This window comes from Microcoleus sp. SVA1B4, assembly GCF_036700545.1.
GTDB lineage: Bacteria > Cyanobacteriota > Cyanobacteriia > Cyanobacteriales > Microcoleaceae > Microcoleus.
Map to the genome: position 1 here is coordinate 1 of NZ_JAUBPB010000094.1, position 20946 is coordinate 20946.

Below are 20946 nucleotides of genomic sequence, written 5' to 3' on the forward strand. Positions count from 1 at the left end.
AGCTCGATCGCCTGAGTGACAGCTCGGTCGCCTGACTGACTCTTTTAAGATACAAGGGGCGGGTTCGCCAACAGCCTCTCCGGTTGCAGATAGGTTAAATAAACCCGCCCCAACCCCACCAATAGCCCTTTATTGAGATTGGTGCAAGATTTCAGTTTTAACCGACTTTAGCTATTAGCCAGGGGTTTAAACCCCTGGCTGCTTCCCTCGCTTTACCGCAGAGTCACAAACTCTTCAGCAGTCGATGGGTGAATGCCAATAGTCGCGTCGAAGTCTTTCTTCGTAGCTCCCATATTAACAGCGATCGCCATTCCTTGAATAATCTCGCCCGCGTCTTTCCCAACCATGTGCACACCCAAAACTCTGTCAGTATTAGTTTCAACAACTAACTTGACAAAAGTCTTCTCATCTGCACCTGTCAAAGAATGAAACATGGGTCTAAACTTGGCTGTATAGCACTTAATTGATTCGGGAAACTTGGCTTTAGCCTCCTCTTCTGTTAAGCCAACTGTAGCTGCTTCCGGCTGCGAAAATACTGCTGATGCAACATTTTCGTGACTGATCGATCTGGGGTTATTACCAAATTCAGTATCTGCAAAAGCGCGGCCTTCGGCGATCGCAATTGGCGTTAAATTGATGCGGTTGGTGCAATCTCCGACTGCAAAAATGTGCGGCTGACTGGTGCGGCTGTCTTTGGTAACTGCGATCGCACAATTATCGATTTCTACCCCCGCATTTTCTAAAGCCAATTTTTCCAAGTTGGGTTTGCGCCCGGTAGCGCACAACAGCGCGTCTACTATTAGCGTTCCTTCGGATGTTCCCGACAAAGTTAATTTTAACCCTTCTGGGGTTTTCTCAATGTGGTTGATCGAGCTTTCTGTCAAAATGTTTATTCCGTGCTTAATCATTCCTTCTTGCACGTTGGTGCGAATTTCTGTGTCGAAGTCGGTCAAAATTAATTCACGGCGGATGATTTGAGTTACTTGGCTTCCCAACCCGTTCATAATGCAAGCAAATTCGACGCCGATGTAGCCTCCTCCCCAAATTGCCAACCGTTTTGGCTGCTCTTTTAGTAGGAAGATTTCGCGAGAGGTAATCGCGTGTTCGATGCCGACAATTGGGACTCTTTGCGCTTCTCCGCCGACTGCTATTAAGATTTTGGCAGCGGTATATTTTCTGTCACCAACTTCGACGGTATGGGGGTCAATAAATTTGGCGTATCCTGAGATTAATTCGACTCCGGCTTTTTCGAGGAAGCTGATGTGCAGTTTGCTCAGCCGCCGCACTTCTGTGTCTACCGTGGTGACAAGTTTTTCCCAATCAAAGCTGCTTTCTACTGGACTCCAACCGTAGCCCACCGCATCTTCATAAAGGTGCGAAAATGTGGAGGCGTACACCATGAGTTTTTTGGGGACACAGCCGCGAATTACGCAGGTTCCGCCTACTAAGTCATTTTCGGCGATCGCCACTTTTGCGCCGTAGGATGCTGCTCGCTTGGAACTCGCCAATCCGCCGGAACCCGCACCTATCACAAACAAGTCGTAGTCGTATGTCATAATTGTCTGTACCTTCTTATCGCCCACTTACCAATTTTACGCTTTACTTTTCTTAATGATATCTCAAAAAAATTTTGTTTTTTTTTGGGGTCAACTACTTTACTTTTTGCGCTTACTGAGGTATTATTTAATAATAGGAATCTGTGCGTTAATTTTAAAATTGCTCACACTCCCATTATTAGAGTATAGCACAAGCGATCGACAAGAAACATATAAAAATGTAAATTTTTTTTCTGCGGCCGATGAGGAAATAGCTAATTATAGTTCTCGGAGACAACCACCATGCAAGTCACGACCGAACAAATTATTTATCCATGCAGCGACGGTCAACCAATGGCAGATAGCACAATTCAATACAAATTAATCGTCAAAATCAAAGAAGGTTGCGAATCGCTGTTTAAAAACGACCCAAACGTGTTTGTAGCAGCCGATTTACTGTGGTATCCAGTTGAAGGTAGACCAGACATTTCTCAAGCACCGGATGTCATGGTAATATTTGGCAGACCAAAAGGCGATCGACGTTCCTACCTGCAATTTAACGAAGATAATATTGCTCCCCAAGTTGCCTTTGAGATTCGCTCTCACAACGACAGACAAACCAAGATGTACAAAAAACTTTCATTTTACAATCGCTATGGAGTCGATGAATATTACCTTTACGATCCCGAAAGCAACGATTTGAGCGGTTGGCAAAGAATTGAAGGAAACTTAGAAATAATTGAGCCGATGGAGGGCTGGGTAAGTCCGAGATTGGGAGTACGATTTGAGTTGGGCGAAGCTGGGTTAGAAATTTATCGACCCGATGGACAAAGGTTTCTTTCCTATGCGGAATTGGAGGAACAGGGGGAATTAAACCGCCAGCGTGCCGAACAAGAAGCTCAAAGAGCCGAACGTTTGGCAGCAAAACTGCGCGAATTGAACATCGATCCTGAGAGCATTTAAGCGACAAATTAGACCTCTTGCAAAGGTCAAAAACACCCCCCTCAGTCCCCCCTTGCTAAGGGGGGAAGCAAGAAAAATTAGGCTCCCTCCCCGCGACTTCGGGGAGGGTTGGGAAGGGGTCTCAGCATTTTTGCAAGAGCTCTATTGTTGAATTTAGGGCTTACGCATCAAGACCACATAAACCGGGTTATTTATGGTTTATGCGCGCTGTAGCGAATGATGTTCGTGAAAAAACCAGGTTTCTCACCACCTTTGTGTAAGTTCCATAATTACAATTTGTCCCACTTGTTTAAAGTCGCGAAGCAATCTCCATTCTTCGGGATTGGTTCACTCTACTCCGGTGCATTTGCAATGACCGAAAGCATCCAGAATACAAGCCCCTAGATTCATTCCTTCGGAGACTCAGAACCCAGAGATAAAAAACCTGTATCCGATGAAACTTTCCCCCCTAATTTATCTCGCGCAAGTCAGTCGATTTTAGATTTTAGATTTTAGATTTACCCCACAGATAAATCTGGGAGCTTGAACTAGGGTCTAAAATTTTTATCTTTCCACGACTTAAGTCGGGAGCTTGTATCCGTTTTTGGGCCTTGTCAATGCTTCAATCTAAAATCTAAAATCTAAAATCTAAAATCGATTGACGCCTGATACTAAAATTAGCGTCCAAACGATCGCCACGACCGCCGCCAAAACCGATAAGAAGTGTTAAGTTAGTAGTTAGTTGTGTCGATCGCACAGAAAAAAATGCCTGAACTACAAACCGATACATACCAAGACCTCGACCCGCAAGTCCTCTCAAAGCCCGTTGTTGTCGGTCTGGAAGAGGTAACAAAAGTTTACGGGATTGGCGACCTGGAAGTTCGCGCCTTAAACGGCGTCAGCTTGACCGTAAGACAAGGAGAATATTGCTCGATTATGGGCGCATCGGGATCGGGCAAATCTACAGCTATGAATATTATCGGCTGTCTCGATCGACCTACGAGCGGCAGTTACTACTTAGACGGCGTAGATGTCGCCCAAATGCCCGAATCAGAATTAGCCGGAATTCGCAATCTAAAATTAGGTTTTGTCTTCCAACAATTTCACCTGTTGCCTCAATTGACCGCCTTAGAAAATGTCATGTTACCGATGGTTTATGCCGGCATTCCCGCAGCAGAAAGACGGGAACGGGGAGTAGACGCTTTAACAAAAGTAGGGCTGGAAAGTCGGCTGCAAAACAGACCAAATCAACTATCAGGAGGACAGCAGCAGCGGGTAGCCATCGCCAGGGCTATTGTCAACCGTCCCGTGTTGTTGCTGGCTGATGAACCTACAGGTGCATTGGATACAAAAACTACTCAAGAAGTAATGGATATTTTTACAGAATTCAACGAAAGCGGCATGACTGTTGTGATGGTAACGCACGAACCCGAAGTAGCGCGTCAAACTCGCCGCGTTGTCTGGTTCCGCGACGGTAAAGTTATTCACAATAATCTCAACCCGGAAGAACTTTCACACGCGGTATTTTAGTAGAATAGTCCGCGAAAAGCGAAAAGAAAATCGGGCGAGTGAAATCGCTTCTAGACAAACGAAGTCCACTCCAAGCGGACTGAAGAATCAAGAGGGTATTACTTCTATCCAAGAGGACTTTAGCTATTAGACAGGGGTTTTCAACCCCTGGCGGACTAATAGACAAAACGCCAGATATCTGATTAATGAAAAGCACTCGGAAAAGCTTCCCAAACTCGATCGACAAAATCTCTAAGTTGCCGAGATGCGATCGCACCATCCTTTTTATCAGCATCCAGAGAGTGCAACTCAGTCAACAGTGAAATTACCTCAGTATCAAAAGCCTCCCGAAACAAGCTCAGCGGCCAAAGCAAATCAGCACCATCTCGCAAATCGGATAAAGTGTATTCTGCCGATAAATCCTTCCCCGACGCCGACACAACTAACATCAAAGGGCGCACCCAACAAATTTGACGTGCCTCAACCACTTGGATCACCTCTGAATGCAGGCACGCATCTCCACATTCTAAACTGACAATTTGACCCGGCTTAAAGTTCAAAGCACAATCCATTAATGCTCACACTTAATACAGACATAACAAAGCAGCGAAATAAGTGCTGCATCTCTCCACAGCACCGGAAAACATTATATCATAATTCCTTCTTCCTTCTTCCTTCTTCCTTCTTCCTTCTATCCTTTACATCCGTTACATCCGTTACAAAATCCGTTGCCGAACTTCCTTCTTCCTTCTATCCTTTACATCCGTTACAAAATCCGTTGCCGAACCTTCTTCCTTCTCAACTTTCATCAAGCTTTTTAAGAGCCATTTCGAGATCGGCTGTCAACAATCGTGCTTCTTTTTTACCACCGCCACCATGGGCATAATCCGCCACGGAAATCGGAGAACCGATCGCAATTTTTACCTGAGCACCCCATTGAGGAATCCGCGGGCGATAGCGGATACTCATCGGTACAATTTTCACCCCCAAACCCGGTTTGCTCAACTCTGCTTGCATTGCCAAACGCGCCAATCCCGGCTTAATCGGATGAACTTCGCCATCCTGAAAAATACCGCCTTCGGGAAAAATCACCAACATTTCCTTGTCGAGGAGTAATTCCACCCCATAACGGAGACTGCCAATTGCCGGATGCTTGAGATCCACAGCAAACCCCCCCAAATGTCTGATGAACCAACCTTGCAGTCCTTTGACCTCATCAGCAGTTACCATAAACCGCAAATCGCGTCCAGTCACCTTCTGTCCCGTTGAATAGGGCATCATCAGGGCATCCCACCGGGAGCGGTGCGTAGGGGCTAAGATGACAGGCCCGTCTTTCGGCAAGTGCTCCTGTCCGGTTATCTCAATCTTGCCAAAATGAAACGGTAGGACAACATAGTGACCTAGCGGATAGAGCAAGGAGGTTAACCAAGGAGAAACGCGAGAGGTATTAGATGCTACCTTGGCAGGCATTGGCTTCACTAGAGATGATTTACTGGACTGCTTGATCGAGATATAAAGTCTAAAGTAAGGTGTTGGTCAAATCTTTAGTTTTTGGATCGGGACAGTTTTGCTATTGGCCTTGTGCCGATCGAGCGATCGCGCCCGCAAGAGATAATCTGTCACAGGTAAAACCTCAGCCAACCGGACAGCACTAATGCAGAGCAGTCGGCCGCCTGGAAAGCTTGATCGGGCAATTACGGATCTATTATTTCAGTTAAAGGATCAATTTCAATTAAACATCGCCCCGAAGAGAGTAAAAAATTTTACCTGTTAATTTTTCCGGCGCGCTTCAAACCAAGAAAGCAACTGATCGCGGCAAACAGACTCCATAATACCGCCGAGCACCTCTAAGCGGTGACACGAATGCGCGCTATCGGGAATATTAGCGGCAGTCCGAATCGTGCCAGTTTTCGGGTCATCTGCTCCGTATACCAGCAAACCAATCCGAGCTTGGACGATCGCACCCGCGCACATCGGGCAAGGCTCCAGCGTTACGTAGAGCGTGCATTGGTTGAGATGCCAGTCTTGCAAAACTTTGCCTGCCGCGCGCAAAGCCAAGATTTCAGCGTGAGCAGTCGGATCGCAATCTCGCTCTCGCCGATTTTGCGCTTCGGCAATCAATTTGCCAGTACCGTCAACAATGGCAGCACCCACAGGTACTTCACCAGCATCACCCGCTGCTTGCGCCAGTTCCACAGCCCTAGTCATCCAGCGTTTGTGAATAAAATAAGTAGTCTCACTAATAGACAACGGCTCAGCTTTATAATTCACGTCATACCTAAGTAACAGAAAAACTTAAGATCGATAAATAAAGTTACATTACAGCTTAATCGAGAGTCTTTAATTATGGACACCACTACGATTACCACTGAAATTGTTGAGCTGTTGTGCCGCATTAGTCGGCAAAAGCTGCGCGAACAAGATATCACTCCTTTGGTAGTGTTTCTGACTGCTCTGATTTCCATCCTGCGCGGAGTGATGATTATTGACAGGACGATCGCAGTTGAAGAAGAAGAACGGCTGCAAAAGACCCTCAAAGCCTTTGCTAGCGGCGACCGCGATCGGGTAGAACTAATTCAGCGCCTTGTCAAAGGAGTCTCCAAACAGCAGGTTTACTTCAACCCCACGGAATTGCTAACCCTGACAGCTTTGTTCTCAGAATCAGAAAAACTGTTGCTCATCGGTTCCGGCTACGAAATGTCAGCAGCCGACGGACACATCGATATGCGGGAGCAAATGTACTTACAGTCGATCGCAAATCGGCTCGGCCTCGACTCCAGACACATTGCAGTCATAGACACTTTATTTACTAAAGAAGGAACCCTCGACTCACAAGCTTTTGCCGAAGTTCAAGCTTTACTCGATCCCAGCGAATTCGAGTCCCGCGATCCGGTATTTGGCAAAGCAGCAAAGCACTTGCTGAGTATTTTACTCCGCCAATAATCCAGCGCCTATAAATTTTTGGGCAGTAAAAGTAGTGAGAGAGGATTTCGAGGATTTGACGCTTTTATCCAATTGAGATGGGACTTGGGCGCTCTTACCTTACCCTCAAAAACCGGGTTGTTTAACCCCTATCAAGAGCGCTGCACGGCGTATGTTGCTCAAAAACCTGGTTTCTGCCTAAGTCCCGCTTTATTTTTTGGGCAAGAGTCGATCGACCCTTGTATCCCATTGGACCGAATCCCTCTAAAATCTAAAAGCGACTTGTCGCTGTCTTGATAGACCGAGCTCGGTCTCAAATCTAAAATTGATTAATTATGCAAATTGAATGGCAAACCGCCAAAACCTACGAAGACATTCTATATCACAAAAGTGGCGGCACCGCCAAAATAACCATCAATCGACCTCACAAACGGAACGCTTTCCGTCCCAAAACCGTGCTGGAACTGTGCGATGCCTTTACTGATGCCCGCGAAGACACAAAAATCGGCGTTGTCCTTTTCACCGGTGCGGGGCCTCATACAGACGGCAAATACGCCTTTTGCGCCGGCGGCGACCAAAGCGTGCGGGGTTCGGCGGGATATGTAGACGAAGGTGGCATACCCCGGTTGAACGTGCTCGACTTGCAGAAGTTGATTCGATCTATGCCCAAAGTTGTAATTGCTTTAGTTGCAGGCTACGCAATTGGAGGGGGTCACGTTCTGCACTTAATTTGCGACTTGACGATCGCTGCTGACAATGCTATTTTCGGACAGACCGGCCCCAAAGTCGGCAGTTTCGACGGTGGTTTCGGAGCTAGCTATCTCGCCAGAGTAGTCGGCCAGAAAAAAGCCAGAGAAATTTGGTTTTTGTGTCGCCAGTACAGCGCGCAGCAAGCCCTAGAAATGGGTTTAGTCAACTGCGTCGTACCCGTCGAACAACTAGAAATAGAAGGGATGCAGTGGGCTGCAGAAATTCTCGAAAAAAGTCCGATCGCGATTCGCTGCTTGAAATCCGCTTTTAATGCCGACTGCGACGGTCAAGCCGGTTTGCAAGAACTGGCGGGAAATGCCACTTTGCTGTACTATATGACCGAAGAAGGCGCCGAAGGCAAACAAGCCTTTTTAGAAAAACGGCAACCTGATTTTAGTCAATATCCTTGGCTGCCATAGCTGGATGGAGAAATCAGTTTTTTTTATCAACGAAATGGGGTCTAAAACCCTGTCCTTCTAGGACGGCTTTAATTTCTTAAATCCCTTCCTAAAAGTGAGGCAATTTCTAGTATACTAGAGTAGTCAAGGTTAAACTCCTTCGCCATCGTGTATAAAAACAGTTAACGACACACTTTGGCGCGTAAACCGGGGGACAAAGAGCGGCGAAAACTCTATAAACAGCTAGGGGCTTAACACAGTTCCTTTAACCAGAGAAACAAACTATTTAGTCTTGTTAAGTAGGGTAGGGCATACCCGAACTCTAGGTGAATATCCTAGTACGCTTTTGGAGATAGACCCTCTGGGGTGACTGCGAATCGGGCTCGTTAATTGGTAGGCTTTCTACGGTTAAAAAGTTTGAGTATTGCCGAAAGGACGCAACATTTTAAGGTCAGTCGCTGAATTAAGAATCCCTGTCCTTTAGGTCAGGGAGTGTCAAGCGCTCATATTAAAGTAGATGCTGCTGATTTTTATGAGTTAGTAAAGCCAAATGCACGCGATCGTCCAAAAGTGTCAGTATGGATACCAGTTCCCAAAAAGAATGAAACTGCTTTGCCAGATCCAAACCATGATAGTCATCAGTGATTCCCCAATCGAAAATTGACAATCGAAAATGGTATGAGCTGTCCTGCTGCAGACTAACTAGACCGAGAATGCTGCAGCGGATTTTTCGGTTAAGGTTGTGCCTGTAAGCTGGCCGGCATGGCGATCGGAAAGAGTGACAGTGGCATCCTGCAGCGTCAGAGTCGATTCTTGCCACAGTCCAATTTCTTCTATGTTTTCCCAAGATGACCTAAAAGGCGAAACCGCTAAAGCACAAGCTTTCCACTGACTTTGAACCGGGCCGCCTAGTAAAGCGCAAACACCCCCGCGTCTGCCTTCAGGGGTATAGTGACGGCAGTGACCACAAGCTGAAGTTAAAGGTGAAGTTAAGGAGGTTTGCATAAAAGTTCTTAGGGAAATCATTTTCATCTCTAATTCTCCTTTGTAGAGCTAGCAGGTTTTAGAGCATCCCAACCTTTATGCTGTCTGGGTTTTAGCGATCCCCGAACCAGAATTAAATTTTATAATTTATTTATAATCTCGTTATATATAGAAACAATTAGCTCGGTCGTTGCTCATTGTATAGGTAAAAACATAGGTTAAAAGTTTATAAAGCCGTTAGGGATCAAGAAAAAGTACAAATGCCCAACGAGTATGAGAGGTTACAAACAAGCGGTAGCTCAGGATACAAAAATTGGCTGAGAGTGTCGGTAAGCACCCTCCGGGAAAGAGCAAGAATTAAGTTTTCCAATGAAAATGAAAAATAGCTGCCGGCGATCGGGCCCCTGTTGCATTGACGCCAAAAGTAGCTAATCCTAAAATAGGCAAGTTTTCAACCTTCATGTTTATCTCTACAATCAACATATTAAAATTAATTCAGAGGCGGTAGGAGTTTTGCTAATGAGTAAGCGTTCTTCGGTTGAATCCCCAAATCATCAATCCTCTTCAACCCCAATCAACCCTGCTTTGCAAGCAGTCCTGGGGAGTCTAGATGTAAATCTAGAAGCAGAACTGACAACATACAGAAGGCACCGGCGGCGGGCAGAACAGTGGGTGTCGCCCTCAGTTCGTACCGGCAAGCAAACAGCCACAACCGAGCAACAGCTAGCCCAAAATTTGCCGCCAGAGACTGCGGAGGAAACCCAGCAGCCCCTATCGCTGCCCCTATCCCTTGCCGGCACTCAGGGCGATGCCCCGCTAGCAACTACCAGGGGCGGCACAAAATTATCTAGCAGTGCCTTGGCACCCAACAAGTATCTCGAATCAAGCGAAAAACTGATCGAAAGTTTGGACGAGTCAAAAGCTGAGCCTACGGTAGAACGCAGTTTAGCCGCCAGTTTGTTAACTCCCTTGGGGCTGAGTTCGATGCTGCTGTTTTTGCTGTCATGCACAGCTTTGGGCTACGCAGTCATGTACCCGTCAAATCTAGTTAAGATGGCCGGCCTGAACCGTTTGCTCGATCGCAACGCACCCTCTTCAAGCGACAGTCCCGCCTCTACTGCCATCTCAGATACCAGCACCAAGGAACTGCCGAAAGCTCCAAATCTGGTATCCAAGGAATTTGTCGAGCTAGATTTGAGCACTCTCAGCAATGTCCAGCCGACAGTCAGCCCGATTCCTTCCCCGTCACCAAAAGCATCAATCCCGCCAACTCCGCCAGCGCCTCCGGGCCCCAGCGGGGCTGTGCCGATTCCTACAGAAGACGGGAACCCGGCCAGAGGCAGGGAACAAGGACTCAACAATCTGAGTACGGCATTGCTTCCCACTCCCAGCCCCAGCGCCGCCCAGCCTGTGCCGACACTGCCGACACTGCCTCCAACACCCTCCCCAGCCCAGCCTGCAGCCACATCCCCGGCGACAGCATCCCCAGCCGCCGCATCCCCAGCCGCCACATCCCCGCTGGGAAGACCTGCACGGGCTGCAGACGGTTTCTATTACGTTGTCACCGATTACACAGACGAACAATCGCTGCAGCAAGCCAGAACCGCAGTTCCCGATGCCTACGTGCGGAACTTCTCAAAGGGTGTCAAGATCCAAATGGGGGCTTTGAACGATCCTGCCTCAGCAGAACGTTTGGTGAAAGAACTCCAAGAAAAAGGGGTGAAGCCACAATACTATCAGCCCTAAATTAGGCAAAGACAATTAAACTAATGATCGGGGAGTAGGTTGGGCCGAGGCACGAACCCTCCGTTTCGCTTCACCCAACATTTGCTCAGTTTTGATGGGTAATGCTCGCGGCCTACCCATCTTAAAAATAATCATGACGACCTAACTTAGAGGGAATTAAAATTTCACAATTAAAAATTAAAAAGACGATTGATGAGTTTTCATTTTTAGTTTTTAATTCTGATTTCTCTGTCTTAATTCTAAAGTTGAAAATTGGGAGACTGGCAAAATGGGATTATTCGATCGCCTATGGCGAGTGATTCGAGCCAATATTAACAGTTTGGTCGGCGCTGCAGAAGACCCAGAAAAAATTCTGGAACAGGCTGTAATGGATATGCAGGAAGATTTAGTGCAGCTCAGACAAGCTGTGGCGGGAGCGATTGCAGCTCAAAAACGCACTGAACGCCAGTGCTCCCAAGCTGAGTCTACAGCAGCAGAATGGCATCAGCGGGCGCAGCTAGCTTTGCAAAAAGGCGAGGAAAATTTGGCGCGGGAAGCTCTGACCCGCAAGAAATCTTATCAAGAAACGGCAACGGCGATGAAAGCCAGTCTCGGACAACAGAACGCTGTTGTGAGTAAACTTAAAGAAAATATGCGGGCGCTCGAAAGTAAAATTTCTGAGGCAAAATCTAAAAAAGATATGTACATTGCCCGAGCTCGATCGGCTGCATCGTCGGAAAGGCTTCAAGAAATGATGGGCAATCTCAGTCCCGGCAGCACTTTGAGCGCGTTTGAACGGATGGAAGAGAAAGTCATGCAGCTAGAAGCTCGCTCCGAAGCAATCGCAGAACTCGGAACTAATGATTTAGAAAAGAAGTTTCTCTCTCTCGAAGGTGCCGACGATGTGGATACCGAGTTGGCGGCGATGAAAGCACAAATGCTTCCGGGCAACAATACACCCAAATTGCCGTCGAGCGAGCCGCCCGCATCCTAAACCCCAGGCAACAGAACAAGAGTCTCGACGAGCAAAAACTTCTCAACCGCCTAGCTAGAGATGGCTCGAAGCCTGTTGGGGAATTCCCGGATCGAAGTTAAACTCAATAGATATGTGCATGAATAAGCTTGCCTGCATCACATTACTCGATCCCTTTAAACTGGATTTATCTGTCTGCAAAAATTGCCAAAAACTAAAACGCACTAAAAATCTGACAAGAGTGAATTTCACAACTGCGGGCTAGGGCTATCAAGCCTGCTTTCCGCCTACTTCGTACACCTCACCCAGGAAAAATAGCATTATGGGATTATTTGACCGCATTAGCCGAGTCGTCAAAGCCAATCTTAACGATCTGGTCAACAAAGCTGAAGACCCGGAAAAGATTTTAGAACAGTCTGTTACGGATATGCAGGAAGACTTGGTGCAGTTGCGTCAGGCCGTTGCCAGCGCGATCGCCACTCAAAAGCGTACCCAGACTCAGTACAATCAAGCTGAATCTCAGTCTAACCAGTGGCAGCAGCGCGCTCAGCTAGCCCTGCAAAAAGGAGACGAGACTTTGGCCAGGGAAGCGCTAGTTCGCAAAAAGTCTCACGCTGAAACGGCGGCTACGCTGAAAGCCAGTCTGGATCAGCAATCGGCTCAGGTGGAAAGTCTCAAGCGCAACTTGATCGGTTTGGAGAGCAAAATTTCCGAAGCTAAGACTAAGAAGGATATGCTCAAAGCGAGGATATCCGCTGCTAAAGCTCAGGAACAGCTCAACAATTCCATTGGCTCCCTGAATACTGGCAGTTCAATGGCGGCTTTCGATCGCATGGAAGAAAAAGTTTTGCAGATAGAAGCTCGCGCGGGAGCTTCGGCAGAACTGGCGGCCGGCGGCAGCAATTTAGAGGAACAGTTCCGCTTGCTCGAAAGCGGCGGCGATGTTGACGACGAGTTGGCTCAGATGAAAGCTCAACTTACCGGGGGTTCTGTGTCTCAAGGTCAATTGCCTGCAGCGGGTAAAACGGCAGCAGCTAGTAGCTCGGAGTCGAGCCCGGTGATTGATGCTGAGTTGGAAGAATTGCGATCGCAGCTCAATAAAATGTAGTAATCTCTATCAAAATTTACTTATTTCTCAGATCGCAGGTTTGATAGAATGCTCCGCCGACCTACAGGACTAGCTTGGGAGGTCGGAGTTTTTTTGACAAATTCTCCTATGCACAGATTATGAATTATGTCAACTATATTTATATTGATTTAAGGAATTAAGTGTTTAAAAAGTGATAGAGTAATTTTATTCCTTGCAAGAGGGCTAGCTTGGGAGGTCAATCGATTTTAGATTTTAGATTTTAGATTTTAGATTTTAGATTTTAGATTTTAGAATTGGCCCCACGGATAAATTCCGGGGGCAAGTTTCATCGGATACAGGTTTTTTATTTCTGGACGGATGAATCACGTGGCGGGTATCCTGGATGCTTTCGGTTAGAGTTTTTTCAGTAATTGTGAAGTACACAAACTAGAGTTGCTGTCAACTATCTTTATATTGAGTTAAGGAATTAATTGTTTAAAAAGTGATAGAGTAATTTTATTCCTTGCAATTGCGTCGGCTGCGCCCGATCGTAAGTGTAAATAACTATCAAATATGGCTAATCTGTCATGCCCGTGCAATTTTCTAGAGGCTTTTGTAAAATCAAGTTTTTCAAGGCATTAGCACTTGGTTTTTCAATTGCAGCTATTTGCCCCGCACTGCTATCAGCTCTAAGTCTTGGCGCGTCGATGGTTGCTACCGACTCAGGGGTGCAAGCGCCAATTGTGCAGGAGAATTTACCGTCTCAATTCAAACTAGATCAAGAAACAGCAGACGATCGCGATCGGCTTCGTGATTTATACTCAGGTTCAGAATTAAATAGAGACAGTAAAGAGCAAGAAAATAGCATCCCGGAGTTCGATCAATTGACCCAAAGTGAGGCCCCAGAAACTCTCCCTCAATTGCCGAACCGAGGAGAAAACAGACACGAATTGCCGATTCCCAACCCGCGGCTGCCAAATCCGCCTCGTCTCCCGTAACCCGCGCCACCAGCGCTCTTGCTTTCAACCGAACAGCTTTTGCCGCCTGCTGTTCCCGCGCCGACACAGCCTCCAGAATTGCTAAGATTCCGGGTACGATAAAAGTCGATCGATTTGAAGTAGTTGGCAGTTGACTTACCGCGAGCCGATCGTGCAAAATCCGAGAAGAGAAATCGCGATCGGTATTGGTACCTGCAGGCGAGAAAGCGATACATCTTTGCTGGGAAAGGATTTTCCGCTGTCGCCGGAAGCAGATAATCGGGGCAGAAATCGGGTTGCGGTGCTGAGGCTGTTTCAGGATTTTACTCAAAGGGGAGAGAGATGTCTTGGCGGCGCGATCGCAGTTCTGTCAGGGAGTGGCAGCATTTGGCGCTACGGTGAGCAGCAGCAGCCCTGACAGTCGATTTTTGATTTGGCGGGGTCAATTGCAGTACGTGCGGTTGTTGGTTCCTGAGAGGCTGCTGGTGGTGCGATCGGATGTGAAATTGGCTGGGGCAGAGCTTTTGTCGATCGAACCATTCGGTATAGGGGACTCAGACACATTGCGGGGCTACCGTCAGGAGGCTTTGCTGGCCGATAGCGGGATTTGTGATTCAGCCGAGTTGCGGTATCCGATGCAAGCGCACCCGCGACAACCAAGGAGTTTTGCAGGTGACGGCGTTTGTGGATTTGGGCAATGTTTGGAATCCCAGGGAAAGCGCGGTTTTGGAAGCGAATACTTTGCTGTCAGCGGGATTGCGGCTGCGGTGACTGTACGGCGAAAGGTGGAATGCTCGCAGAGGCTGGGGAATTCCTTTGATTGATATTAAGTCGAGTAACAGGAGTTTACAAGAGCGCGGGCTGTATTTTGCTCTATAATTCAAACCTTTTTAGGAAAGCAGTCGTTTTGCCCTTGGCGGAACTGAGCAATTCCGCTATATAGTAATAAGTATCATTTGGCACTCCTCTGTAGATGCCAAGAGTGTATTTTACTGATAATCTTTAAATTAAACTATGTCTAAGGTGCGGTTGCTACTTTTAAGTTCTTTTGCTTCCGGTTTTGGGCTTTGCTCAATCATTTTGGCGATGTTTACGATGACTTCCCGGCTGTCGTTTATGTCGTTTTTTACATTTGTTTTAACTTTGGTGTTTTTTGGAATTAATCTGCTTTTTGCTTTGCATTATTATACATCGCTTACTAAGCAATTGAGTGTTAAAAATAAAAGGAAAGCGAGAATTTAGCGGTTGTGAAGCAGAAGCAGAAAAAGGGATGGAGAGTTTTTTATGGAATTTGAAGGTAATCCAGAAAACGCCTCTGGGTTGAGACAATTATCTAGCTGTCAGCCATAATTATTTAAAGTCTAATTATTTAGGAGGTGCGATCGTGGTTATAACTCAAACCAACCCGCCAAATCTTCCAGATGGGACAAAGACTCGCTTGACTCCAGATGAATACCGGGCGATCGAGGAAACAGCCGAAGAACGTCACGAATACTGTAACGGAGAGATTATCGCTAGGCCAGGAGGTTCAGAAGTCCACAGCGCGATCGCCTGTAACTTGTTAATTTACTTGGGTTTTTTGTTGAGAGACACCGATTTTCGCTTGTATAACAGCGATTTGCGGGTTTGGATTCCAGAACATCGGTGCGGAACCTATGCTGATTTGATGGTCATTAATGGTGAACCGGAATTCAAGGGCGATCGCACGGATGAAATTCTCAATCCTTTATTGATTGTTGAGGTTCTTTCGCCCTCTACTGAAGGCTACGATCGAGGTGAAAAGTTCCGAAAATATCGCTCTCTTGCTAGTTTTTGTGAATATTTGCTGGTTAGTCAAGCTGAACCCTACATTGAACAATATTATAATGGCGATCGCCCAAGTAGCGATCGTTGGCAATGGCAAGTTTGCGATCGGCTCGATCGGGCGATCGTCCTGCACAGTTTAAATATAGAACTTCCGATGTCTGAAGTCTACCGCCGCATTAGTTTTCAAGGGCGATCGGGTGACACTTCTAATGAAAGTTAACAATGCTTGTGCTGCACTCTTCTCAATTTCTACATCAATTGCATAAAAGAATTCACCGCATCATATTGATCGGCTATTGGCGAATACCACTCTAGCGATAGCACATCTAGGGCTGGCAATTAATCAGCTAGTAATATAGAGATAACTTCTAGGAGGCTATAAAGATGACAAGCATACCTAACGAACAAACAGCTATCATCCGTACAGAAAGAGGACTAGCGATCGCAGGTACGCGCATCACTATCTACGACATCATGGACTATGTGACGGCTCAATATTCGCCTAAGTTTATCAGAGGATTGTTCGATCTTACAGAGGAACAAATTAACGCAGCTTTAGCTTATATTGAGGCAAATCGCGCTGATGTTGAAGCTGAGTATCAAATGGTTCTTAAGGAAGCTGAAGAACTGCGGCTGTACTACGAAGAAAAAAATCGCGATCTCATTGCTCGAATTGCCGCCCAGCCACCAAGACCCGGAACGGAAGCTGCTTGGGAAAAACTGCGAGCGGCTAAGGCCAAGTTTAAGTCGGAGCTATAGTTTTTAATACTAAAGTATGATAGAGTTAATGTATCATAAAATCCTTAAATACTATGCTCAATATAGTGTTTTAAAAGTGATATCCATGTTAAAAGAATTAAAAACCATTACTCTGGCAACTTGTCTGGTATTAGGAACAGCTAAACTGGGTTCTACTGCACCTCTACCAATTCCTAATAATCAAGGGGATTATACGGGAAGATATTATCATACTTATTGGGAAGTAGTAGACCCAGACCCAAAGGGGTTAAATTGTCGTATGAACTCTTCTTTTGAAGAATTTATGCGTGTTGACAACCGCACTCCCTTTGATGTTTTTAATTGGTCTGTAGTTGTTGTTTTAAAACAGGGACAGCGTTTTGAAAGCTTTCCTGGTAATGCTGGTGTTACTTTCCTTGATACCAGGGGTTTACCGTGGCTTTTTGTAGGAAAAAACTACACTGCTGGTGGGGCGCAAGGTTGTTTTATTCGCGCTAATAGTCAATTTGTCAAACCAATACAGATGTCACCGACTCGCGTACAACCTCAAGCGAGTCAACCGCTCACAAGTTCCACGGCACTACCGATGAAGCTTGGTTTTGACGAAGGATTTGGATCGATTGTAGTACCAGAAAATGATACCACAGCATCGGCCTATGGAGGACGCTTAAGGCGATATGATGTTCACATTGCTAAAATGTTTGAAGTCACTCACTTTATGTGTCAGGAGGGGACTTTAACACCCGGTATTACATGGAATTACGAGGCTGGAGGTGGCACGATTAATATGGGAAGTTTTGAAATAACCTGCCGACTTGCTAATCAAATAGTTAGTGCCTATGGTTTAGGTAAATCGGAACCTACGAATGTGAGTTTTTCGGGTGGTGAAGTCGGTCGCCCCGCTGTCAGAAGTTTCAACATTCCCATCCTAGATATTACAGGTGATAAAGTACCACGCTGGGTGAGTTTTGTGCAGGGATTTCAGCCAGTGAGGAGGTAGGGCAATTTTATCAAAGCTGACCCTAGTAACTTGGATTTCAGCGGGTTAGACTGGAATAAAGTTGACTTCAGCCAGCAAGACGTACAGAAGCTAGTCAATTCTAAGCTAAATCAGCATGATTTAATTAACTTAATCAAAAGCGCTCCTAATCAGGTAAATCTTAGTAAGGACCAATTACTAGGGTTAATTCAGCTACATCTAAATAACAGCGCTTTATGGCGAAGTTCCACCCTAAATAGTCAAGACTTACTAAATTTACTAGCAAACAAGTTGAGTGCAGTAGACTTAAGTGGGGTTGACTTACAAAAAGCAAACTTTACTGGTAGCAACCTACAGCAAGCTAACCTGAGTGGTGCAGACTTGAGGCAAGCAAATCTTAACGGTGCAAAAATGCCTGATGGAACTCTCTATCGACGTTAGTTTTACCTAGTAGAGCGCGTCACCTGCTATAATCGCTCTGTTTGTTTTATCGAAAATTAATCTAAAGGTGACGCATCGTACTAATACTGGTTATTCCTTACTCTTCACTATTTCAGGAGAAAGAGGTGGAGAAACAGTGCAACCACCGCCTAAAGGATTTAAGGGGGAATTTAAAAGTATTCAATTAGCTGGCGGGACAAAAGGTTTTTTTTAGAATGGTTGTGGTGCTTATTATACGGTTTGAGTTGAAGGGCAGTATCCAGTTATGTTCTTTGAATAAACACATATTTTGGGTACTTCACTTATCTAATAAGTCTTGTATTTTGTTGTATTTACCTAACACCTCATACAGTTCATAATTAAACTGGATTTGAGAAAATCTAGTTTAATCCTCATATGTCTTAATTAATTCACCCGTTAAGAAAGAATAAATTAGGCCACATATCAAACCTATCATAAGAAAAAACCAAATTACACTAAATATCATAAATCCACAGACAGCTAAAACTACTATAGATAAGTAAATTTGGATCATGCCGGGAATAGCTAAAGAAACTAAAAATAGTATTAAAATACCAAATAGAGTTAGACAGCTATCTAGGAAGTTTTTCAAAGCTAATTCTCTCCAGAATTCCAAATTTGATTGTTTTGTTTCCCTAATTATATTGGGTGATATTAATATTTAACAACTTAAAACGGTCGGATTTAGCACCCAAGTTTTCTAACTATCCTTAACCAATTTAGTAGAAGTTGGTATAATTCAGTTGACAAAGTAGGATTTAGTAGGATATAGTACACTCAACCTCACTCAACGCTGACCCATGAATGTTGAAGATGTTGTACAATGGGCGAATAATTCGATTTTTGATAAAACAGGAGAACATCTTACACCCCTAGAGGAAGCAATAGTGACGGGTGTTTGGCAAAGACAGAAATATCCTCAAATAGCTAAAGAGTTTAATTGTAGTGAATCTCACGTTAAAAAAGAAGCGGCTAAGTTATGGGAAAAGTTGCGTGAGGAATTAGGAGAAGATCTTAATAAATTTAACTTTCGTTCCAAGTTAGAGAAAAAATATCGTGTTTCTCAAGTTGCCCATAGGGGAGATTGTTTACAAATTGATAATGTTAATATTTGCGGTGAATTTATACAAACTATCAAAGATACACAAACCCGATCGCCCAATCCCCCAGATTCTCCCCAAAATCAAGCCCGATCGCCCATAATCGATTTAACAGACGCACCCGAACTCCCTTACTTTTACGATCGCACCTCAGAACTCTCCACCCTCAAACAATGGATTTTGCAAGTCCACACCCGCTTAATCACCATCTACGGCTTAAGCGGAATTGGCAAAAGCGCGATCGCCCTCAAACTGATCGAACAAGTTCAAACCGAATTTGATTATATTATTTGGTTAAGTCTCACTAACACACCCACACTTTCAACCGTCCAAACCGAACTCAAGCAATTTTTTGGGCGATCGCAACAACCCCCATTACCCACAATCATCGATTATTTTCGATCTTCTCGCTGTTTAGTAATCCTTGATGACGTACAAAATATTTTTAAAAGCAGTCAATTAGCAGGTCAATATTTAGCAGGCTATGAAGATTATGGCAAATTTTTCAAACAAATTGCCACATCCTCTCATCAAAGTTGTTTAATCCTCCTCAGTTGGGAAAAACCCAGAGAAATTACTGCTTTAGAAGCAGTAAACCTCTCGACGCAAACCTTAAACCTCAAAGGGTTAGGAGAACAAGCGGCAGAAATTCTCAGAGAAAAAGAATTAGGAGATGAGGAAAAATGGTCAGACTTGATCGGCATTTATCAAGGACATCCTTCCTGGCTAAATATCATCGCTGCTACAATTTTGGAATTATTTAACGGTAGCGTTTCCCTATTTTTAGCAGATGGAACAGCAGATTTATTTTTAGGTGACTTAGAACCCCTTTTAGAATCTCACCTAGAGCGTTTATCAGACTCAGAAAAAAAGGCGTTATACTGGTTAGCCAGTCAAAATGAAGCTGTAGATATTTCGCGACAACCTGCTGATAGTGAATTATCCCAATCAGAATTTTGGCAAGCCATACAATCCTTAGCCCGACGCGGCTTAGTGGAAAAAGTGTTAGTCGGAGGGCGATCGATGTTTTTTCTCAATCCCGTATTCAAATCATACATTCATTGCAAGTTAAATATTATATAACCTATGGGTAATTTCACCCGATCGCAAAGCAATTAAACCAGAGAATTACTCTTTTCTATTTTACATCGATCGCATAAAAGCATTCACCGCATCATATTGGTCTGCCATCCGCGAATAAAACTCGATCGATCGCAAATCCAAATCCGGCAACAGTTCACTCTTACTCACCAACTCATATCCCGTTGGACGCAAACAATGAACCGAAATTACCCCATCCTCCCAAAACCAAACCTCCTGCACACCCACCCGACGATAGATTTCCAGCGTATCAATTCCACCACTCGTCACTGTTATTTCGATCGCCAAATCTGGAACTGACTTGCGCGTACCCAAACAATAAGACTCATCTGGTTCCTTCCGTGCACCCAACTCCTTCATCCCGATGGTTGTACTACCACGCGCATAAAAACGAATGTCTTTCGTCCGCATATAACTTTCTAAAAGTTGACCTAAAGTTTTTTTAGGTTCTTCATGTTCTTCAGATAAAGGAGCCATAATTTCTAAACACCCATCCAAATAAGTTAAACGCGCCCCAGTGTCCGCCAAATCAGCATCCAATTTTTCCAGAGTCTCCCATGTCACGTTTGACAGGAAAGCCGCACCTGTACCCAATCTTGCTTTAGAAATTGCGACAACCATCTGACTTACCTTTTACGATCGCTCTTCCATAATATACGACTTCAAAAACTTGCAGTCTATCGTCATACTAAATCCGGCTGTAATATTCTATTCTTTAGCCCGCGAAGGCGGAATTCGCTTGTGTAGTAACGATTTCAACCGCCGAGTCTGATTGTTACCAAAAATATTTTTCCCCAAAAAAAAGCGCCTTTATTTCTAGGAGCGCTTGCATGTCAATCAAAAGCTAAAACTTAGCCATTGATAGAAGGAGCAACCATTGCTACTGGGTGGTTTCACCAGCAGGGTAAACGCATCTTAACTGGAACCCAAAATATGCTACAGTTAAATCCGACTAAATTTCAATGTAGTTTGTTGT

At 45.1% G+C, this 20946-nt stretch carries 21 protein-coding genes; 14 read left to right on the forward strand and 7 right to left on the reverse strand.

Annotation, left to right across the window (positions count from 1 at the left end):
* Nucleotides 1-212 precede the first annotated feature (212 nt).
* Nucleotides 213-1556 (reverse strand): glutathione-disulfide reductase, encoded by a 1344-nt coding sequence (gene gor, locus QT987_RS27345; protein ID WP_333246398.1) that lies wholly within the window; start codon nt 1554-1556, stop codon nt 213-215.
* A gap of 282 nt (nt 1557-1838) precedes the next feature.
* Here gor and QT987_RS27350 point away from each other — a divergent pair, with 282 nt between their 5' ends.
* Both QT987_RS27350 and QT987_RS27355 read left to right on the forward strand, forming a co-directional pair.
* Nucleotides 1839-2498, forward strand: coding sequence for a Uma2 family endonuclease (locus tag QT987_RS27350; protein WP_333057762.1), 660 nt, complete (start codon nt 1839-1841; stop codon nt 2496-2498).
* A gap of 744 nt (nt 2499-3242) precedes the next feature.
* Nucleotides 3243-4007 (forward strand): ABC transporter ATP-binding protein, encoded by a 765-nt coding sequence (locus tag QT987_RS27355; RefSeq protein ID WP_333057763.1) that lies wholly within the window; start codon nt 3243-3245, stop codon nt 4005-4007.
* 182 nt (nt 4008-4189) lie between these two features.
* Here the strand turns inward: QT987_RS27355 and QT987_RS27360 are convergent, their stop codons facing one another.
* From QT987_RS27360 to tadA, 3 genes are all read right to left on the reverse strand, one after another.
* Complete coding sequence (locus tag QT987_RS27360) at nt 4190-4558, reverse strand: hypothetical protein (RefSeq protein ID WP_333057764.1); 369 nt, start codon at nt 4556-4558, stop codon at nt 4190-4192.
* A gap of 226 nt (nt 4559-4784) precedes the next feature.
* A complete protein-coding gene (locus tag QT987_RS27365; protein ID WP_333057774.1) occupies nt 4785-5456 on the reverse strand; it encodes a lysophospholipid acyltransferase family protein in 672 nt (223 codons plus the stop codon).
* Between the two features lie 300 nt (nt 5457-5756).
* Nucleotides 5757-6257 (reverse strand): tRNA adenosine(34) deaminase TadA, encoded by a 501-nt coding sequence (gene tadA, locus QT987_RS27370; protein ID WP_333108241.1) that lies wholly within the window; start codon nt 6255-6257, stop codon nt 5757-5759.
* Between the two features lie 75 nt (nt 6258-6332).
* On the opposite strand from tadA, the gene QT987_RS27375 reads away from it, so the two are divergent.
* A complete protein-coding gene (locus QT987_RS27375; RefSeq protein ID WP_333246401.1) occupies nt 6333-6929 on the forward strand; it encodes a TerB family tellurite resistance protein in 597 nt (198 codons plus the stop codon).
* A 314-nt stretch (nt 6930-7243) separates the two neighbouring features.
* Nucleotides 7244-8077 carry a 1,4-dihydroxy-2-naphthoyl-CoA synthase gene (gene menB / locus QT987_RS27380; protein ID WP_333246402.1) on the forward strand — a complete coding sequence of 278 codons (834 nt, stop codon included), beginning with the start codon at nt 7244-7246 and terminating at the stop codon, nt 8075-8077.
* A gap of 681 nt (nt 8078-8758) precedes the next feature.
* Here the strand turns inward: menB and QT987_RS27385 are convergent.
* Nucleotides 8759-9061, reverse strand: coding sequence for a hypothetical protein (locus QT987_RS27385; protein ID WP_333246404.1), 303 nt, complete (start codon nt 9059-9061; stop codon nt 8759-8761).
* A 498-nt stretch (nt 9062-9559) separates the two neighbouring features.
* Between QT987_RS27385 and QT987_RS27390 the strand changes: the two genes are divergently transcribed.
* From QT987_RS27390 to QT987_RS27400, 3 genes are all read left to right on the forward strand, one after another.
* A complete protein-coding gene (locus QT987_RS27390) occupies nt 9560-10786 on the forward strand; it encodes an SPOR domain-containing protein (protein WP_333246406.1) in 1227 nt (408 codons plus the stop codon).
* Nucleotides 10787-11054: 268 nt separating this feature from the next.
* Nucleotides 11055-11759 (forward strand): PspA/IM30 family protein, encoded by a 705-nt coding sequence (locus tag QT987_RS27395; protein WP_333246408.1) that lies wholly within the window; start codon nt 11055-11057, stop codon nt 11757-11759.
* 301 nt (nt 11760-12060) lie between these two features.
* The gene (locus QT987_RS27400; protein WP_333057772.1) at nt 12061-12846 is read left to right on the forward strand and encodes a PspA/IM30 family protein; all 786 of its coding nucleotides are present in this window, start codon (nt 12061-12063) and stop codon (nt 12844-12846) included.
* Nucleotides 12847-13575: 729 nt separating this feature from the next.
* Here the strand turns inward: QT987_RS27400 and QT987_RS27405 are convergent.
* A complete protein-coding gene (locus QT987_RS27405; RefSeq protein ID WP_333246410.1) occupies nt 13576-13962 on the reverse strand; it encodes a hypothetical protein in 387 nt (128 codons plus the stop codon).
* Between QT987_RS27405 and QT987_RS27410 the strand changes: the two genes are divergently transcribed.
* The 7 genes from QT987_RS27410 (at nt 13957) to QT987_RS27440 (ending at nt 19952) form a co-directional block, all read left to right on the forward strand.
* Complete coding sequence (locus QT987_RS27410) at nt 13957-14202, forward strand: hypothetical protein (protein WP_333246412.1); 246 nt, start codon at nt 13957-13959, stop codon at nt 14200-14202. The genes QT987_RS27405 and QT987_RS27410 overlap by 6 nt on opposite strands.
* Nucleotides 14162-14608 carry a ShlB/FhaC/HecB family hemolysin secretion/activation protein gene (locus tag QT987_RS27415; RefSeq protein WP_333246414.1) on the forward strand — a complete coding sequence of 149 codons (447 nt, stop codon included), beginning with the start codon at nt 14162-14164 and terminating at the stop codon, nt 14606-14608. Before QT987_RS27410 ends, QT987_RS27415 begins: the two co-directional genes overlap by 41 nt.
* A 560-nt stretch (nt 14609-15168) precedes the next feature.
* A complete protein-coding gene (locus tag QT987_RS27420) occupies nt 15169-15810 on the forward strand; it encodes a Uma2 family endonuclease (RefSeq protein ID WP_333246416.1) in 642 nt (213 codons plus the stop codon).
* 164 nt (nt 15811-15974) lie between these two features.
* Nucleotides 15975-16349, forward strand: coding sequence for a DUF433 domain-containing protein (locus tag QT987_RS27425; protein WP_333246418.1), 375 nt, complete (start codon nt 15975-15977; stop codon nt 16347-16349).
* Nucleotides 16350-16365: 16 nt separating this feature from the next.
* Nucleotides 16366-17328, forward strand: a complete 963-nt coding sequence (locus tag QT987_RS27430) for a hypothetical protein (protein ID WP_333246420.1) — start codon at nt 16366-16368, stop codon at nt 17326-17328.
* Nucleotides 17329-17598: 270 nt separating this feature from the next.
* Complete coding sequence (locus QT987_RS27435; RefSeq protein ID WP_333246422.1) at nt 17599-17748, forward strand: pentapeptide repeat-containing protein; 150 nt, start codon at nt 17599-17601, stop codon at nt 17746-17748.
* 821 nt (nt 17749-18569) lie between these two features.
* A complete protein-coding gene (locus QT987_RS27440; RefSeq protein ID WP_333246423.1) occupies nt 18570-19952 on the forward strand; it encodes an ATP-binding protein in 1383 nt (460 codons plus the stop codon).
* A gap of 60 nt (nt 19953-20012) precedes the next feature.
* Here QT987_RS27440 and QT987_RS27445 read toward each other — a convergent pair whose 3' ends face one another.
* Entirely contained in the window at nt 20013-20591 is a 579-nt protein-coding gene (locus QT987_RS27445) for a Uma2 family endonuclease (protein ID WP_333246425.1), read from the reverse strand.
* Nucleotides 20592-20946: the final 355 nt, after the last annotated feature.

Excerpts from the sequence above, each read along its gene's own strand:
- gor (WP_333246398.1), bottom strand. The coding sequence starts at position 1,556 with ATGACATACGACTACGACTTGTTTGTGATAGGTGCGGGTTCCGGCGGA.
- QT987_RS27350 (WP_333057762.1), top strand. The coding sequence starts at position 1,839 with ATGCAAGTCACGACCGAACAAATTATTTATCCATGCAGCGACGGTCAA.
- QT987_RS27355 (WP_333057763.1), top strand. The coding sequence starts at position 3,243 with ATGCCTGAACTACAAACCGATACATACCAAGACCTCGACCCGCAAGTC.
- QT987_RS27360 (WP_333057764.1), bottom strand. The coding sequence starts at position 4,558 with ATGGATTGTGCTTTGAACTTTAAGCCGGGTCAAATTGTCAGTTTAGAA.
- QT987_RS27365 (WP_333057774.1), bottom strand. The coding sequence starts at position 5,456 with ATGCCTGCCAAGGTAGCATCTAATACCTCTCGCGTTTCTCCTTGGTTA.
- QT987_RS27375 (WP_333246401.1), top strand. The coding sequence starts at position 6,333 with ATGGACACCACTACGATTACCACTGAAATTGTTGAGCTGTTGTGCCGC.
- menB (WP_333246402.1), top strand. The coding sequence starts at position 7,244 with ATGCAAATTGAATGGCAAACCGCCAAAACCTACGAAGACATTCTATAT.
- QT987_RS27385 (WP_333246404.1), bottom strand. The coding sequence starts at position 9,061 with ATGCAAACCTCCTTAACTTCACCTTTAACTTCAGCTTGTGGTCACTGC.
- QT987_RS27390 (WP_333246406.1), top strand. The coding sequence starts at position 9,560 with ATGAGTAAGCGTTCTTCGGTTGAATCCCCAAATCATCAATCCTCTTCA.
- QT987_RS27395 (WP_333246408.1), top strand. The coding sequence starts at position 11,055 with ATGGGATTATTCGATCGCCTATGGCGAGTGATTCGAGCCAATATTAAC.
- QT987_RS27400 (WP_333057772.1), top strand. The coding sequence starts at position 12,061 with ATGGGATTATTTGACCGCATTAGCCGAGTCGTCAAAGCCAATCTTAAC.
- QT987_RS27425 (WP_333246418.1), top strand. The coding sequence starts at position 15,975 with ATGACAAGCATACCTAACGAACAAACAGCTATCATCCGTACAGAAAGA.
- QT987_RS27430 (WP_333246420.1), top strand. The coding sequence starts at position 16,366 with ATGATAGAGTTAATGTATCATAAAATCCTTAAATACTATGCTCAATAT.
- QT987_RS27440 (WP_333246423.1), top strand. The coding sequence starts at position 18,570 with ATGAATGTTGAAGATGTTGTACAATGGGCGAATAATTCGATTTTTGAT.
- QT987_RS27445 (WP_333246425.1), bottom strand. The coding sequence starts at position 20,591 with ATGGTTGTCGCAATTTCTAAAGCAAGATTGGGTACAGGTGCGGCTTTC.